This is a genomic window from Micromonospora phaseoli, from assembly GCF_900109115.1.
Taxonomy (GTDB): Bacteria; Actinomycetota; Actinomycetes; order Mycobacteriales; family Micromonosporaceae; genus Micromonospora; species Micromonospora phaseoli.
Map to the genome: position 1 here is coordinate 355,780 of NZ_FNYV01000002.1, position 15,984 is coordinate 371,763.

The following is a 15,984-nucleotide window of genomic DNA, read 5'->3' on the forward strand; positions in this document are numbered from 1 at the left end:
TCACCCGCCGGCTCACTTGGCCAGTGCCACGTCGCGGAACCGGATCGCCCTGTCGGTGCGTACCTCGTAGCCGGAGACCCGCGTGGACCAGCCCTGCGCGACGTCGGGGTTGTAGAGGTAGATGTAGCTGGCGTCGTCCACGATCTGCTTGGCCACCTGGTCGTACTGCTGCTTGCGGGCGGCCTGGTCGACCTCCGTCCGGGCCTGGTCGAGCAGCCGGTCAACGTTCGGGTTGTTGTACTTGTGGAAGTTGAACGTCCCGCCGCTGTGGTGCTGGGCGTAGTAGAACTCGTCGGGATCGATGTTGCCCAGCCAGCCGAGCATGAACGAGTCGAAGTTGCCGGCGCCCTGCTCGTCGAGCCACTGGGCGAAGTCCAGCGTACGGATCTTGACGGTGATGCCGACGCCCTCCAACTGCGACGCGATGACCTGCGCGGCGGTGACCGTCTCCGGGTACTCGTTGGTGACCATCAGGTCCATGGTCAGCCCGCTGACGCCGGCCTGGTCGAGCAGTTGCCGCGCCTGGTTCACATCGTGCGAGTACGGCGCGTACTCGTAGTGGAAGGCGCTGTTCTGTGGGATTGCCGCCTGGTTCACCGTGGCCAGCCCGAACTTGGCGGCCTTGGTGATCGCCTCCCGGTCCAGCGCGAAGGCGATCGCCCGGCGCACGTTGACGTCGTCGTACGGCTCGCGGGCCTGGTTGAGGGCGAGGTACCAGTAGTCGGTCGACGGTACCGACTGGACCGTGGGGTCGTCGCCGTCCCGCAACGCCGGGACCTGCTGGGGCGGCAGGTTGTCGGTCCACTGGACCTCACCGCCGCGCAGGTTCTGCAGCGCCACGGTGGGGTCGCTGACGAAGGTGAAGGTGACCCCGTCGAGCTTGGGCCTCTCGCCCCAGTAGTTGTCGTTGCGGACCAGTTTGATGCTGTCGCCGGAGGTGTAGCTGCCGATGGCGAAGGGGCCGCTGCCGACCGGCTTGGTCGTCACCTCGCCGGACTCCACGTTGGCCTTCTGGACGATCGCCACGCCCTTGAAACCGCCGAGGTTGGCGAGCAGGTTGGGGGTGGGCGCGTCGAGGGTGACGACGACGGTCCTCGGGTCGGGCGCGGTCACCGACTCGACGGTGCCGAACTTGTACGCGGTGTTCAGCTTCTCGTCGATGATCCGGTTGTAGGAGAAGACGACGTCCTCGGCGGTGAGCGGCGAGCCGTCGGAGAACTTCACTCCCTCGCGGAGGGTGAACGTCCAGGTCAGCTGGTCGTCACTGGTGGTCCACTCGGTGGCCAGCGAGGGCTTCATCTCCAGGTTCGCGTCCGGCTCGACCAGCGTGTCGTAGACGTTCTCCAGCACCTGGAAGCTGTAGTACGCGGAGGTCTTGTGCGGGTCGAGCTGGTCGGGCTCACCGCCGATGGCGGCATTGAGGACGCCGCCGGCGGATGCCCCGTCGGCTCCGTCGACCTCGACGCCGTCGCCCGCGCTACAGCCGGCCGCAGCGGCGAGCATCAGTGCGAAGGTGGCACCGGCCATTCGGAATCTGGTGCTGGACATGGTCCTCCCCCTGGATTCTTCCCCGGCAGTTGAAAGATTTTTGCGAGTCTGGCCTCCAGGCCGGCGGATGTCAACACAAATCGTGGCAAATTGCCCGTCCGACCGGGCTCCGGCCTCCCCTCCTCGCCCCACGCTAACCGCAAACCCGCCGGCCGGCAGACCACGGACCGTGCGGGCAACCCCGATCGCCGCCGTTCTGTGACCTGCTGTGAACGGCGTCACCCGACGGTTGGGCCAGCGTGAAAGCCGCGTCAAGAATTCGGCGTCTCTCGTCATGGTCGCGTCACGGCCGCTTCCACCGGCGCAGTGGCGGCGTTGTGATTGCCAGGCGGCCGGAGGGCGGTCGCCGAGGCAATCTGTCAAGGGAGTCAGCAGTGTCTGACGTGCTGTTCGTGGTGTCGACGGTGGTGCTGTTCGCGGCACTCACGCTGGTCGTGCGGGCGGTGGAGAAGCGGTGACCGGAGTCAACGTCGTGGGCCTGGTGCTGGCGATCGGCCTGGCCGTGTACCTGGTGGTCGCCCTGCTGTTCCCGGAGCGCTTCTGATGAGTACGACCACAGCCGGCGTCATCTTCGTCCTGTCGCTGGCCGCTGCGCTGGCCGCCGTACACCGACCGTTCGGTGACTATCTGTACCGGGTGGTCTCCGGCACGCGGCACCTGAAAATCGAGCGGGGCCTGTACCGGCTGGTCGGGGTGAACCCGGCCACCGAGCAGTCCTGGGGCGTGTACGCCCGCGCGGTGCTGGCCTTCTCGGCCGTCTCGGTGCTGTTCCTCTACGCCTTCCTACGATTGCAGCACCATCTGTGGCTGTCGCTCGGACTCGACCCGGTGGTCACCCACGAGGCCTGGAACACCGCGGTCTCGTTCGTGACGAACACCAACTGGCAGTGGTATTCGGGTGAGTCCACCCTGGGTCACCTGGTGCAGATGTCCGGGCTGGCGGTGCAGAATTTCGTCTCCGCCGCGGTGGGCATCGCCGTCGCGGTCGCGCTGGTCCGTGGGTTCGCCCGCAGCCGAACCGGCGAGTTGGGCAACTTCTGGGTCGACCTGACCCGGATCACGGTGCGGGTGCTGCTGCCGATCTCGGTGCTCGGGGCGGTAGTGCTGATGCTCGGGGGCGTGGTGCAGAACCTCTCCGCCGGTACGGAGATCACCACGCTGACCGGGGGCAGCCAGACCATCACCGGTGGGCCAGTGGCCAGCCAGGAGGTCATCAAGGAGTTGGGCACGAACGGCGGCGGCTTCTACAACGTCAACAGCGCCCACCCGTTCGAGAACCCGACCACCTGGACGAACTGGCTGGAGATCTTCCTGCTCCTGGTGATCCCATTCAGCCTGCCCCGGGTCTTCGGCCGGATGGTCGGCCAGGTCCGGCAGGGCTACGCGATCGTCGCGGTGATGGCGATCCTGGCGCTCGCCAGCATCACCCTGACCAACGTCTTCGAGCTGTCCGGTCACGGCACGGTCCCGCAGGCGGTCGGTGCGGCCATGGAGGGCAAGGAGGCCCGGTTCGACGTGTCGAACTCGGCCACCTTCGCCGCCGCCACCACACTCACCTCCACCGGTGCGGTGAACTCGTTCCACGACTCGTACACCTCGCTCGGCGGCATGATGCCGATGGTCAACATGATGTTCGGCGAGGTCGCACCCGGCGGCGTCGGCGCCGGCCTGTACGGCCTGCTGGTCCTCGCGCTGATCACCGTGTTCGTCGCCGGGCTGATGGTCGGCCGTACCCCGGAGTACGTGGGCAAGAAGATCGGGGCCCGGGAGATCCAGTTCGCGTCGCTGTACTTCCTGGTCACCCCGGTGCTGGTGCTGATCGGCACGGCGGCGGCGTTCGCCACCGGGAACAACTCCACCGCGCTCAACGTCGGCCCGCACGGTCTGTCGGAGGTGCTCTACGCCTTCACCTCCGCCAGCAACAACAACGGCTCCGCGTTCGCCGGCATCACCGTCAGCACGCCCTGGTGGAACACTGCCCTGGGCCTGTGCATGCTGCTCGGCCGATTCCTGCCGATCATCTTCGTGCTCGCACTGGCCGGCTCGCTGGCCCGCCAGCATCCGGTACCCGCCTCCGAGGGCACCCTGCCCACGCACCGGCCGCTCTTCGTCGGGATGGTCGTCGGCGTCACGGTGATCCTCGTCGCGCTCACCTTCCTACCCGCGCTCGCACTCGGCCCCCTGGCCGAGGGGCTGTGACCACCATGAAAGAGAAGGACATGACCACGTCCACGCCGGCACCGCACGGCACCGCCGACGCGGCGACCGCCGGCACACCGGCCACCCAGGGCAACCGGGCCGGCGGCGGCCTGCTCGACCCCGGGCAGCTGATCAGATCCCTCCCCGACGCTCTACGCAAGCTGGACCCGCGCACCCTGTGGCGCACCCCCGTGATGCTGATCGTCGAGATCGGGGCCGCGTTCACCACCGTGCTCGCGGTGCTCGACCCCTCGGTCTTCGCCTGGGCCATCACGGTCTGGCTCTGGCTGACCGTGCTCTTCGCCAACCTCGCCGAGGCGGTCGCCGAGGGGCGCGGCAAGGCGCAGGCAGCCACCCTGCGCAGGGCGAAGAAGGACACCATCGCCACCCGGTTGACCGGGTGGACCCCGGGCGCACCGGCCAGCCGGTACCAGGAGACGGCCGTGCCGGCCCCCGATCTCCAGCAGGGCGACATCGTCCTGGTCGAGGCCGGTGGCATCATCCCCGGTGACGGCGACGTGGTCGAGGGCATCGCGAGCGTCGACGAGTCCGCGATCACCGGCGAGTCGGCCCCGGTCATCCGGGAGTCCGGTGGCGATCGCAGCGCGGTCACCGGCGGCACGAAGGTGTTGTCCGACCGGATCATCGTCAAGATCACCCAGAAGCCGGGTGAGAGCTTCATCGACCGGATGATCTCCCTGGTGGAGGGCGCCAACCGGCAGAAGACGCCGAACGAGATCGCGCTGAACATCCTGCTCGCGACACTCACGATCATCTTCCTGCTGGCCGTGGTCACCCTCCAGCCGCTGGCGATCTTCTCGAAGGACTTCCAGGCCGCCGCGGCCGACACCCAGGCGATCACCGACGAGGGCGTCACCGGCATCGTGCTGGTCTCCCTGCTGGTCTGCCTGATCCCGACCACCATCGGGGCGCTGCTGTCGGCGATCGGCATCGCCGGCATGGACCGCCTGGTCCAGCGCAACGTGCTCGCCATGAGCGGGCGGGCCGTGGAGGCCGCCGGCGACGTCAACACCCTGCTGCTGGACAAGACCGGCACCATCACGCTGGGCAACCGGCAGGCCGCCGAGTTCCTACCGGTCGAGGGGGTCACCGCCGACGAGGTGGCCGACGCGGCCCAGCTCTCCAGCCTCGCCGACGAAACCCCGGAGGGCCGGTCGGTCGTGGTGCTCGCCAAGAACGAGTTCGGACTTCGCGAACGCGAGCCCGGTTTCATGCCGCACGCCACCTTCGTACCGTTCACCGCGCAGACCCGGATGAGCGGCGTCGACCTGACGCCCGACGCCACCGGCGACGGTGACACCGCCGGAGGGGCCCGCCGGATCCGCAAGGGCGCCGCCGCCTCGGTGATGAAGTGGGTACGCGACCTCGGCGGCCACCCCACCGAACAGGTCGGCCAGCTCGTCGACGAGATCAGCGGCGTCGGCGGCACCCCGCTGGTCGTGGCCGAGCACCTCGACGGCCAGCCGGCGCGGGCACTCGGCGTGATCCACCTCAAGGACGTGGTCAAGGCCGGCATGCGGGAACGCTTCGACGAGATGCGCCGGATGGGCATCCGGACCGTCATGATCACTGGCGACAACCCGCGTACCGCCAAGGCGATCGCCGAGGAGGCCGGGGTGGACGACTTCCTCGCCGAGGCCACGCCGGAGGACAAGCTCGCGCTGATCAAGCGGGAGCAGGAGGGCGGCCGGTTGGTCGCGATGACCGGTGACGGCACCAACGACGCCCCGGCGCTCGCCCAGGCCGACGTGGGAGTCGCCATGAACACCGGCACCTCCGCCGCGAAGGAGGCCGGCAACATGGTCGACCTCGACTCCGACCCGACCAAGCTGATCGAGATCGTCGAGATCGGCAAGCAGTTGCTGATCACCCGGGGTGCGCTGACCACCTTCTCCATTGCGAACGACATCGCGAAGTACTTCGCGATCATCCCGGCCATGTTCGCCGGCATCTACCCGAGCCTCGACGCGCTGAACATCATGCGGCTCTCCAGCCCGGAGTCGGCGATCCTGTCGGCGGTGGTCTTCAACGCGATCGTCATCGTCGCGCTGATCCCGCTAGCGCTACGCGGTGTGCGGTACCGACCGGCAGCCGCGTCGAAGCTGCTCGGCCGCAACCTGCTGGTCTACGGCCTCGGCGGCATCATCGTGCCGTTCATCGGCATCAAGCTCATCGACCTGCTCATCCAGTTCATCCCAGGGATCTCGTGATGCGCCTCCCCAACTGGCTCGCCCAACACCTCGCCGCCCTGCGCGCGCTGCTCGTCTTCACCGTGCTGCTCGGCCTCGCGTACCCCCTCGCCCTGGTCGCCGTCGGCCGCGTGCCCGGCCTCGCCGACAAGTCCGCCGGCTCGTTGATCACGGCCGACGGAACGACCGTCGGCAGCGCCCTGATCGGCCAGTCCTTCACCGACGCCGACGGCAACCCCGTCCCGCGGTACTTCCAGTCCCGCCCGTCAGCCGCCGGCGACGGCTACGACCCCACCTCCACCGCCGCCAGCAACCTCGGCCCCGAGAGCGTGGTCGACACCGTCGCGATCGATCCGGAGGAGTCGACGCAGAGCCTGCTCACCCAGGTCTGTGCCCGCAGCGCGGCCATCGGTCAGCTCGACGGGGTCGACGGGCGCCGCCCGTACTGCACCGCCGACGGGGTCGGCGCCGTCCTCGCGGTGTTCCGCAGCGACGGGCTGACCGGCCCGATCACCCGAGTGGTCAGCGTCAACCAGACCGCCCCGGCCACCCCGTTCCTCGCCAGCTACGAGGGCGTGGCGGTGGAGTTGGCCCAGCCCGGGCAGGACTACCTCGCCGCCGGTGGGCTGGTCACCCCGATCCGCGGCGACGCGCCGGCCGAGCCCGCGGTACCGGCCGACGCGGTCACCGCCAGCGGCAGCGGTCTCGACCCGCACATCAGTCCGGCGTACGCGCGAATCCAGGTCGATCGGGTGGCGCGCGAGCGCGGCGCGGAGCCGGCCGAGGTCTCTCGCCTGGTCGCCGCACACACCAGCGGCCGGGCGCTCGGTTTTCTCGGCGCGCCCACGGTCGACGTGCTGCGGCTGAACCTGGCGCTGGACCGGGAGTTCCCCGCCGGTTGAGGTGTTAAGAAGGGCCCCCTGCTATACAAAAGGCGATAACAGGGGGCCCTTCCTTCGGAGGGAGGGATGCGATGGCGCGGGGTGAACTGCGCATCTATCTCGGCGCCGCCCCCGGCGTCGGCAAGACGTACGCGATGTTGGAGGAGGCGCACCGGCGGGCCGCGCGCGGCACCGACGTGGTGATCGGGTTCGTGGAGACGCACGGCCGTGAGCACACCGCGGCGATGATCGGTGACCTGGAGCAGGTGCCTCGGCAGACCGTCCCCTACCGGGGCACCGAGTTCACCGAGATGGACCTCGACGGCGTCCTCGCCCGCCGGCCCGAGATCGCCGTGGTGGACGAGCTGGCCCACACCAACGTCCCGGGCTCTCGCAACGTCAAGCGCTGGCAGGACGTCCAGGAACTGCTCGACGCCGGCATCACCGTGCTCACCACGGTCAACATCCAGCATCTCGACTCGCTCAACGACGTGGTCGCCCAGATCACCGGCACCGTGCAGCGGGAGACCGTGCCGGACGCCGTGGTCCGCGCCGCCGAGCAGGTCGAGCTGGTCGACATGACTCCCGAGGCGCTGCGCCGCCGGATGGCGCACGGCAACATCTACCGACCCGACAAGATCGACGCCGCGCTCGGCAACTACTTCCGGGTCGGCAACCTCACCGCCCTGCGCGAGCTGGCCCTGCTCTGGCTCGCCGACAAGGTCGACGACCAGCTCGACCGCTACCGCAACCAGCAGGGCATCTCGGCGACCTGGGAGGCACGCGAACGGGTCGTGGTCGCCCTCACCGGAGGGCCGGAGGGCGACACCCTCGTCCGCCGTGCCGCCCGCGTCGCCGCCCGCAGCAAGGGCGCCGATCTGCTCGCCGTGCACGTGGCCCGCAGCGACGGCCTGGTCGGTGCCGACCCCGCCCAGCTCGCCCGGCAGCGGGTCCTTCTGGAGAGCCTCGGCGGCACGTACCACCAGGTGCTGGGTACCGACATTCCGGCGGCGCTGCTCGACTTCGCCCGAGGTGTCAACGCCACCCAGCTCGTCCTCGGCGCCAGCCGTCGGGGACGGTTCGCGCAGTTGTTCTCCCGGGGCGTCGGGGTCACCGCGACTGCCCTGTCCGGGCCCATCGACGTACATCTGGTCACGCACGCCGAAGCCGGTCGCGGCCGGCGCACCGGCGGGGTGCCCGCCGCGTTGTCGCGGCGGCGCCGGCTGCTCGGCTTCGCGCTGGCGGGACTCGGCATGCCGCTGCTCACCCTCCTCGTCGGTGCGCTGCCCGACCTCACCCTGACCAGCGACATTCTGATCTTCCTGGCCGCCGTGGTGGGCGTCGCGCTGGTCGGTGGGCGGTGGCCGGCCCTGGTCGCCGCGCTCGGCGGCACCTTACTGCTGAACTGGTTCTTCACCCCGCCGTCGCGCACCCTGACGATCGCCGGCGCGGACAACGCGATCGCCCTGGCGGTGTTCGTCGGGGTCGCGGTCGCGGTGAGCTGGGTGGTCGACACGGCCGCCCGGCGCACCCGGGAAGCGGCCCGAGCGTCCGCCGAGGCGCAGACCCTCGCCACCGTCGCCGGCAGCGTGCTGCGCGGCGGAGATCCCCTGCCGGCCCTGCTCGACCGGCTGCGGGAGACCTTCGCGTTGCGCTCGGTGAGCCTCCTCGAGTCGGTCACCGACGCCGCGGGGCGGCCGGACCGGGCCCGCGCGGAGGGCGCCTGGCGGGTCGTGGCGAGCGTCGGCGAGGCCCCGGCCACCAGCCCCGCAGCCGGTGAGACGGCCGTGCCGGTGGACGAGCGGCTCACCGTCGTGCTCTGCGGGCGCCGGCTGGAGGCCGCCGACCGGCGCGTGGTCGAGGCGTTCGCCGCCCAGGCCGCGATCGCGCTGCGTCAGGAACGTCTCGCCGAGGAGGCTGCCACGGCCCGTCCGCTCGCCGCCGCCGACCGGATGCGCACCGCGCTGCTCGCCGCCGTCAGCCACGACCTGCGTACGCCGCTCGCCTCGGCCAAAGCGGCCGTGTCCAGCCTGCGCAGCCACGACGTCGAGTTCGACGCCGAGGATCGGGACGAGTTGCTCGCCACCGCGGACGAGTCCCTCGACCGGCTCGGCCAACTGGTGGCGAACCTGCTCGACATGAGCCGCCTACAGGCCGGTGCCCTCGGCGTCCACCCGGTCGCCGTGTGGCTGGAGGACGTCGTCCCCCGGGCCCTGGACGAACTCGGGCCGGCCGCGTCGCAGGTCGGCACCGAGATTCCCGCCGACCTGCCGGCCGCCACCGCCGACCCCGGCCTGCTGGAGCGGGTCCTGGTCAACATCGTCGCCAACGCCCTGCGGCACAGTCCACCCGACCAGCCACCGGTCGTCACCGCGAGCGCCCACGCCGGGCACGTCGAGCTGCGGATCATCGATCGTGGCCCGGGCATCCCCGTCGACCAGTGGGAACACGTCTTCCAACCGTTCCAGCGCCTCGGCGACCGCGACAACACCACCGGCGTCGGGCTCGGCCTCGCCCTGTCCCGTGGCCTCGCCGAGGCGATGGGCGGCGGCATCACCCCCGAGACCACCCCCGGTGGTGGACTGACCATGGTGCTGCGGCTACCCGCCGCGCCGACCGGGCCCACGGAAGGCGTGCCGCGATGACCCGCATCCTCGTCGTCGACGACGAGCCCCAGATCCTGCGCGCCCTGCGGATCAACCTGCGCGCCCGCGGCTACGAGGTGGACATCGCCGCGACCGGTGCCGACGCGCTCAAGGCCGCCGCCAGTCACCCGCCCGACCTGGTCGTACTCGACCTCGGCCTGCCCGACCTGGACGGCGTCGAGGTGATCGGCGGGCTGCGCGGCTGGACCACCGTGCCCATCATCGTGCTGTCCGGGAGGGCCGGCAGCGACGACAAGGTGACCGCCCTCGACGCCGGCGCCGACGACTACGTGACCAAGCCCTTCGGCGTCGACGAACTCCTCGCCCGCATCCGCGCCGTCACCCGCCGGCTCGGCCCGGCCGGCGAGGCAGCCGGCGCAACGGCCCAGGTCGGCCGGCACACCGTGGACCTCGCCGCCCGCACCGTGACCCGCGACGACGGCACCGAGGTCAGGTTGACGCCCACCCAGTGGGGCGTGCTGGAGAAGCTGCTGCGCAACCCGGGCAAGCTGATCAGCCAGCGGCAGCTGCTGCACGACGTGTGGGGTCCGGAGTACCAGACCGAGACCAACTACCTGCGGCAGTACCTGGCCCAGCTGCGCCGGAAGCTGGAGGACGACCCGGCCCGGCCCCGTCACCTGATCACCGAACCCGGCATGGGCTACCGCTATCAGCCGTGAGCGGCCCCGGTCCTACGGGCAGTTGTTGCTGGTCAGCCGCGCCGTGTACTCGGCCTCGTCGGTGGTGATGCCCGACGGGGCACCGTCGAACCAGGTCTCGACCTTCTGCCAGCCCTGACGCTGCTCGTAGTGCAGGTGCGGGGCGCCGGAGTTGCCGGTGCTGCCGACCCGCCCGATCTGGTCGCCCTGGGAGACCCGCTGGCCTTCCGCCACCAGGGGCGGTTCCAGCAGGTGCAGGTACTGGGTCTCCCACCGGCCGCCGTGGTCGATCTTCACCCAGTAGCCGCCGCCCCGGCCCCGGGGACCGTCCGGGTTGTCCGGGGTACGACCACCCAACGACCCGTTGATGCCGGCCACGGTGACCGTGCCGTCGGCGGAGGCGAGCACCGGCTGCCCCCAGGGGTCGCCGGAGAGCGGGAAGAAGTCCACGTCGTAGTCGCCGTGACCGGGGTAGGTGCCGATCTGCCACGTCTCACCGCAGGCGACGGGCATCTGGAACAGCGGGCGCGGACCGGGCGGGCGGAGCACGAACACGGCCGCCACCGCCAGGGCGATCACGACACCGAGACAGAGCAGGGCCCACCGGGCCCGTCGGCGGGCGCGGCGGTGGGAACGAGGGTGGCCGGACGTCACCGTCCAGAGCATGGCAGACGCCGGCCACACCCGATCTCTGGGCACCCGGCGGGATCAGCCGGGCAGCACCGGCACGGCGGCGTTGGTCGGTACCGGAGCCGGCACCGGGATCACCACGACCGGGCAGGTCGCCTTGCGTACGCATTCCTCGCTGACGGAGCCGAGCACGGTGTGCCGCAGTCGACCGTGGCCGTGGCTGCCGAGCACCAGCAGGTCGGCGCCGCGGGCGGCGGCGGAGAGCACGTCGGCGGGCCGGCCCTCGACGACCTCGGCGGCGACCGGCGCCGCCGTCCCGTCCCGGGTGACCGCGGCGATCTCCCGCGCCAGCAGGGCGTGGGCCCGCTCCTCCTCCTCGATCGGATTCGGCGCGACCATGGCGCCTCCGTCCAGGCCGTCCCACCGCCACGCGGTGACCGCCTGCACGGTGCCGCCACGACCGGCCGCCTCCTGCACCGCCCACCGCAGGGCTCGCCGTCCACCGTCCGAGCCGTCGACACCCACAACGATCAGATAGGTCATCGTCCTCACTCCTCTCCTGCTCCCCTCCAGTGCAGCGTGCCGGCGGTGGCCGTACCAGAAGCCGAGGTCCCGAAGCGGCGGGGCTGACGGTCCGATCGGACGGGACCTGCGGCCCGGGTCGACCACCTCGGGCAGCTGTCCTGATCGATCTCGCGGCCTTGTGACACGTCTCGATCACCTGGTAGACATCAGACGTATTGCTGGCCCATTGCGACGCGGATTCTGGGGGCGACCGGTGAAGCTGTTGCGGGTGGGCGCGCCGGGGCGGGAGCGCCCGGCGCTCCTCGACGAGGCCGGCGGGCTGCGTGACCTCAGTGGGCTCATCGACGACCTGGATGCCGCCTTCCTGGCCGCCGACGGTCTCGCCCGGCTGGCCAGGGTGAGGCCGGACGAACTGCCGGCGCTCGACGGCGTCGACCTGCGGATCGGTCCCCCGCTGCGCCCCGGCAAGATCGTCTGCATCGGCCTGAACTACCGGGACCACGCCGCCGAGACGGGCGCGGCGCTGCCCGCCGAGCCGGTGGTCTTCCTCAAGGCACCGGACACAGTGGTCGGTCCGGACGACACTGTGCTGGTGCCCCGCGGCAGCACCAGGACCGACTGGGAGGTGGAACTCGCCGTCGTGATCGGCCGGAAGGCGCGCTACCTGGCCTCCGCCGAGGAGGCGTCGGAGTGCGTGGCCGGCTACGCCATCTCCCATGACGTGTCCGAGCGGGAGTTCCAACTCGACCGGGGCGGCCAGTGGGACAAGGGCAAGTCCTGCGAGACGTTCAACCCGCTCGGCCCGTGGCTGGTGACCGCCGACGAGATCCCTGATCCGCAGGACCTCGGGCTGCGGCTCTGGGTCAACGGCAGGCTCCGTCAGGACGGCACCACCAAGAACATGGTGTTTCCGGTGGCCGAGATCGTCCGCTATCTGAGCCATTTCATGGTGCTCTACCCCGGTGACGTCATCAACACCGGCACTCCGGCCGGCGTCGCCCTCGGGCAGCCGGACCCGAAGCCGTACCTGTCCGCCGGCGACGTGGTCGAGCTGGAGATCGACGGCCTGGGCCGGCAACGTCAGACACTGGCACCGGCGTGACCGGCGCCGAGGCACCGGAGTTCGCCGGGCTGTCGGCGGTGGTAACCGGTGGGGCCTCCGGCATCGGCCTGGCCACGGCCACCCTGCTCGCCGAGCGTGGCGCCCGGGTGGCCTGCCTGGACCTGAACCCACAGCAGGTACCCGAGCCGTTGCTCGGCCTGGCCGCCGACGTGACCGACGACGCGTCCGTCCGGTCCGCTGTCGCCGCCGCGAACGAGGCGTTCGGCGGCCTCGACGTCCTGATCAACAATGCCGCCATCGGCGCGGTCGGCACCATCGAGGCTGACACCGATGACGAATGGCACCGGGTACTCGACGTCAACGTGGTCGGCATCGTCCGGGTGACCCGGGCCGCGCTGCCGCACCTGCGCGCCTCCGCGCACGCCGCGATCGTCAACATCGGCTCCATCGCCGCCTGGCTCGGGCTACCGCAGCGGGCGCTGTACAGCGCCAGCAAGGGCGCGGTGCAGGCACTCACCCTGGCGATGGCCGCCGACCACGTGACCTCCGGCATCCGGGTCAACTGCGTCAATCCGGGCACGGCGGACACCCCGTGGGTGCGCCGGCTGCTCGACGCCGCCGACGATCCGGCGGCGGAACTGGCCGCGCTGCGGGCTCGCCAGCCCACCGGCCGCCTCACCACCCCGCGAGAGGTGGCCGCCGCCGTCGCGTACCTGGCCAGTCCGCTGTCCGGGTCGACCACCGGCAGCGTGCTCGCCGTCGACGGCGGGATGCACGGCCTGCGGCTGCCCACACCGCCGGGTGGGGCCTGAGCGGCGACTCAGCGGGCGTGACCGACGGCCGGGCCCGCCTTGCGGACCGACCGGCGGACCACCGCGCGGCCCGGGTCACCGGGACGGCCCGGTCCCACCACGTCACCGCGTACGTCGGCGACGATGGTGGCGAGCAGGTCCCGGCTGGACCGCAGCGACTCGATCTTCCCGGTCAGCAGGTCCAGCTCCCGCTGAAGGGTGTCGGCCAGGCGGGCACGGTCAGCCGGCTGGTCGGGGATCGCCGCCCGGCCGTCCAGCAGGAACCTCAGCGCCTGTCCGACCACTCCGGACGGCAGCGCGGCCGACAGCATGCACCGGATGCGGGCCACCCGGTCGACGTCGGACTCCTGATAGATCCGGTAGCCCGAGTCGGTGCGTACCGGCGTCAGCAGGCCCTGCTCCTCGTAGTACCGCAGCATCCGCACCGACGCGCCGGTCCGCGCGCTCAACTCACCGATCCGCATCGCTTGACTCTAACGTCGATGTCAGGCTTTAACGTCCGTCTGTGATCATCTATGTGCTCTTCGTCTGCTCGTTCGCCGTGGCCACCGCCGAGTTCGTGCTGGTCGGCCTGCTCCCCCAGGTCGCCACCGACCTGGACGTGTCCGTTGCCGCCGCCGGACAGCTGGTCACCGCGTACATGATCGTGGTCACCGTGGGCGGCCCGGTCGCCACCGTGCTGACCCGACGGCTGCCGCGCCGCGAGCTGCTCGCCGGCACCATGGCGCTGGCCACGGTGTCCGCGATGGCCAGCGCCATGGCCACCTCGTACCCGATGCTGCTGTCGGCCCGGCTGGGCTCGGCGCTGGCACAGGCGCTGTTCATGGCGGTGGCCTCCCAGGTGGCCATGGCCTCGGTGCCGCCGGAACGACGGACCGTCGCGGTGGCCCGGCTGTTCGGCGGATTCGCCCTGGCCACCGTGCTCGGCCTGCCGCTGGGCAGCCTGATCGGTGAGGCGCACGGCTGGCCGGTCACCTTCGTGGCCGTGGCCGGCATGGCCGCGCTGGGGCTGCTCGGCGTGCTCGTCTTCTGCCCTCGGATCCCCAACCCACCACCGGCCGGCGTCCGGGACAGCGTCGGCGCGCTGCTGCGCCCCAGCATCTACGCCGGACTCGGGGTCACCCTGCTGGCGCTTACCGGTTTCGTGGCCGCCTTCACCTACGTCGCCCCGATGCTGCGCACCGTCACCGGGCTCTCCCCCGGCTGGGTCAGCGTCGGCCTGGTCGGCTACGGCCTCGGCACCATCGCCGGCAACCTGCTCGCCGGCCGGGTACGCCCCGAGGCGATCACCCGACGACTGCCCCTCGCCGTCGGCGCGCTGACGGCGATCCTGCTGGTACAACCCCTGCTGCTGCCGATCGCCCCGCTGGCGCTGGCCGGGCTGGTGCTGTTGGGTGCGGCGGCGTTCCTGGTCGTACCGCTGGTCCAGACCTGGCTGATGGGTCAGGTCGAGGCGTCCACCACGGGCTTGGTCGCCGCCGTCAACATCTCGGTCGCCGGTGCCGCCGGAGCCCTCGGCGCCGCGCTCGGCGGCACCGTGCTCGCGATCGGCCTCAGCCCGGCCTGGATCGGCCCGGTCGCCGCCGTCTCCGTGCTGGCGGCCACCATCGTCGCCACCCGCCTCAACCGGGTCTCGTCGTCTCGCAGGGCTTCGTCCGACGCACTGCTCGGGCGATGAGGTGAGCTATGGTCCGCCGCATGCGGTTGGAGAGGATCACGCCGGAGAACTACGAGGCTGCGCTGGCGTTGTCCGTGCGCCCCGATCAGGAGGATCTGGTCGGGCCGGTGGTCAAGTCCTGGACATCCCATGGAACTCCGGTCGTGATCCCGAAGATCGCCGGTCCGGCCTCTGGCGGCTGAACATCGCGGCTGACGCCCAGGGACGCGGCTATGGCCGTTTCGCCGTGGAAGCCGTGTGCCGGGAGATCCGGGCCAGGGGCGGCACTCGGGCGTACGTGACCTGGAAGCCCCGGGCCGGCGGACCGGCACCCTTCTATCTCAGGCTTGGCTTCCGCCCGACCGGCGAGCAGAGCGGCGGCGAGACGGTCGCTGTGCTCGACCTCTGAGCACCGCCCCTTGTCGTGCCGCTGGCCCGGCCCTGACTGACCCTGCTCGTGCCGCTGGCCCAGACCTCACCGGTGAGCGAGAAGCAGTCTTCATTGGAGGCCTCATGTCAGGAAGACATAATCATGTCTCCCTGACATGACATCAGATTCAGTCGGTCCAGTCCTCGATCCGCGTCGTAGGCGTGGCGCACAGGAAGGGACGCGGCGCAGGGTGTCAGCGGATGATCGGGGTGGTCTTGACGAAAATGGGTGGTGGCTCTGGCGGCCGGGGCGGCAGCGCGATGCCGACCGGCAGCGTCTGACCGTCCCACAGCAGCAGGATCTCGTTGGTCCGCGAGCCGGTGCTGATCCACTCGTTCAGGATCACCACGAAGGAAGCGCCCGGCAGGACCACGCCCTCGTCAAGCCCCTCGATTCGGCTGATCTTGAATCCTCGGGACATCACTTCGACACCGGTCGCCGGTTCGCTGCCGACGTTTCGGATCACGTACGGCGTCCCGATCTCCCCCCAACGGGTGCGGGGAAGCTCGGCCTGCCAGGACACCGGTGGCGGTGCCGGCGGCACAGCTAGTTCGGCGGCAACCGCCTGGCGCTCGGCGGCATCAGCGGCGCGCTGAGCGTGCCGCAACGACCGTACCGACACCGCCAGTGCCGTCGTGGAGAAGATGACCGACGATACGACGCCGGCCCAGGCCGCCGCGTCGGCGTAGCTCACCGCCATGCGCGGAAGCGTAGCCCCACCCCGC

The 15,984-nt window shown here is 70.9% G+C and carries 15 protein-coding genes; 10 read left to right on the top strand and 5 right to left on the bottom strand.

The genetic code is table 11. The features are described from left to right. Positions 1–12: 12 nt before the first annotated feature. Positions 13–1,548, bottom strand: coding sequence for an ABC transporter substrate-binding protein (locus BMY89_RS06420; RefSeq protein ID WP_092376446.1), 1,536 nt, complete (start codon positions 1,546–1,548; stop codon positions 13–15). Positions 1,549–2,002: 454 nt separating this feature from the next. On the opposite strand from BMY89_RS06420, the gene kdpF reads away from it, so the two are divergent. The 6 genes from kdpF to BMY89_RS06450 all read left to right on the top strand — a co-directional run bounded on the left by kdpF (position 2,003) and on the right by BMY89_RS06450 (position 10,163). After that, the gene (gene kdpF, locus BMY89_RS06425; RefSeq protein WP_092376449.1) at positions 2,003–2,092 is read left to right on the top strand and encodes a K(+)-transporting ATPase subunit F; all 90 of its coding nucleotides are present in this window, start codon (positions 2,003–2,005) and stop codon (positions 2,090–2,092) included. Beyond that, positions 2,092–3,747 (top strand): potassium-transporting ATPase subunit KdpA, encoded by a 1,656-nt coding sequence (gene kdpA, locus BMY89_RS06430; protein WP_092376453.1) that lies wholly within the window; start codon positions 2,092–2,094, stop codon positions 3,745–3,747. The genes kdpF and kdpA overlap by 1 nt, the downstream gene beginning before the upstream one ends. A gap of 20 nt (positions 3,748–3,767) precedes the next feature. Then, positions 3,768–5,978, top strand: a complete 2,211-nt coding sequence (gene kdpB, locus BMY89_RS06435) for a potassium-transporting ATPase subunit KdpB (RefSeq protein WP_092377460.1) — start codon at positions 3,768–3,770, stop codon at positions 5,976–5,978. Beyond that, on the top strand, positions 5,978–6,859 hold the full coding sequence (locus BMY89_RS06440; RefSeq protein WP_092376456.1) for a potassium-transporting ATPase subunit C: 882 nt from the start codon (positions 5,978–5,980) through the stop codon (positions 6,857–6,859). Before kdpB ends, BMY89_RS06440 begins: the two co-directional genes overlap by 1 nt. Before the next feature lie 71 nt (positions 6,860–6,930). Next, positions 6,931–9,483 (top strand): sensor histidine kinase, encoded by a 2,553-nt coding sequence (locus tag BMY89_RS06445; protein ID WP_092376459.1) that lies wholly within the window; start codon positions 6,931–6,933, stop codon positions 9,481–9,483. After that, the gene (locus BMY89_RS06450; protein WP_092376463.1) at positions 9,480–10,163 is read left to right on the top strand and encodes a response regulator; all 684 of its coding nucleotides are present in this window, start codon (positions 9,480–9,482) and stop codon (positions 10,161–10,163) included. Before BMY89_RS06445 ends, BMY89_RS06450 begins: the two co-directional genes overlap by 4 nt. Positions 10,164–10,175: 12 nt before the next feature. On the opposite strand, the gene BMY89_RS06455 is transcribed toward BMY89_RS06450, so the two are convergent. Together BMY89_RS06455 and BMY89_RS06460 are read right to left on the bottom strand one after the other, a co-directional pair. Further along, positions 10,176–10,808 (bottom strand): M23 family metallopeptidase, encoded by a 633-nt coding sequence (locus BMY89_RS06455; RefSeq protein WP_092376466.1) that lies wholly within the window; start codon positions 10,806–10,808, stop codon positions 10,176–10,178. Between the two features lie 42 nt (positions 10,809–10,850). Next, entirely contained in the window at positions 10,851–11,315 is a 465-nt protein-coding gene (locus BMY89_RS06460; RefSeq protein WP_092376469.1) for a universal stress protein, read from the bottom strand. 235 nt (positions 11,316–11,550) lie between these two features. Here BMY89_RS06460 and BMY89_RS06465 point away from each other — a divergent pair, with 235 nt between their 5' ends. Both BMY89_RS06465 and BMY89_RS06470 read left to right on the top strand, forming a co-directional pair. Next, the gene (locus BMY89_RS06465) at positions 11,551–12,399 is read left to right on the top strand and encodes a fumarylacetoacetate hydrolase family protein (protein ID WP_092376472.1); all 849 of its coding nucleotides are present in this window, start codon (positions 11,551–11,553) and stop codon (positions 12,397–12,399) included. After that, positions 12,396–13,172, top strand: coding sequence for an SDR family NAD(P)-dependent oxidoreductase (locus BMY89_RS06470; RefSeq protein WP_092376475.1), 777 nt, complete (start codon positions 12,396–12,398; stop codon positions 13,170–13,172). Before BMY89_RS06465 ends, BMY89_RS06470 begins: the two co-directional genes overlap by 4 nt. Positions 13,173–13,180: 8 nt before the next feature. Here BMY89_RS06470 and BMY89_RS06475 read toward each other — a convergent pair whose 3' ends face one another. After that, entirely contained in the window at positions 13,181–13,636 is a 456-nt protein-coding gene (locus tag BMY89_RS06475; protein WP_092376478.1) for a MerR family transcriptional regulator, read from the bottom strand. Between the two features lie 41 nt (positions 13,637–13,677). Between BMY89_RS06475 and BMY89_RS06480 the strand changes: the two genes are divergently transcribed. Both BMY89_RS06480 and BMY89_RS06485 read left to right on the top strand, forming a co-directional pair. Then, positions 13,678–14,850, top strand: coding sequence for an MFS transporter (locus BMY89_RS06480; protein ID WP_092376481.1), 1,173 nt, complete (start codon positions 13,678–13,680; stop codon positions 14,848–14,850). A gap of 1 nt (position 14,851) precedes the next feature. Further along, positions 14,852–15,238, top strand: a complete 387-nt coding sequence (locus BMY89_RS06485; RefSeq protein ID WP_092376484.1) for a GNAT family N-acetyltransferase — start codon at positions 14,852–14,854, stop codon at positions 15,236–15,238. 214 nt (positions 15,239–15,452) lie between these two features. Here BMY89_RS06485 and BMY89_RS06490 read toward each other — a convergent pair whose 3' ends face one another. Further along, complete coding sequence (locus BMY89_RS06490) at positions 15,453–15,959, bottom strand: hypothetical protein (RefSeq protein WP_139217913.1); 507 nt, start codon at positions 15,957–15,959, stop codon at positions 15,453–15,455. Positions 15,960–15,984 lie beyond the last annotated feature (25 nt).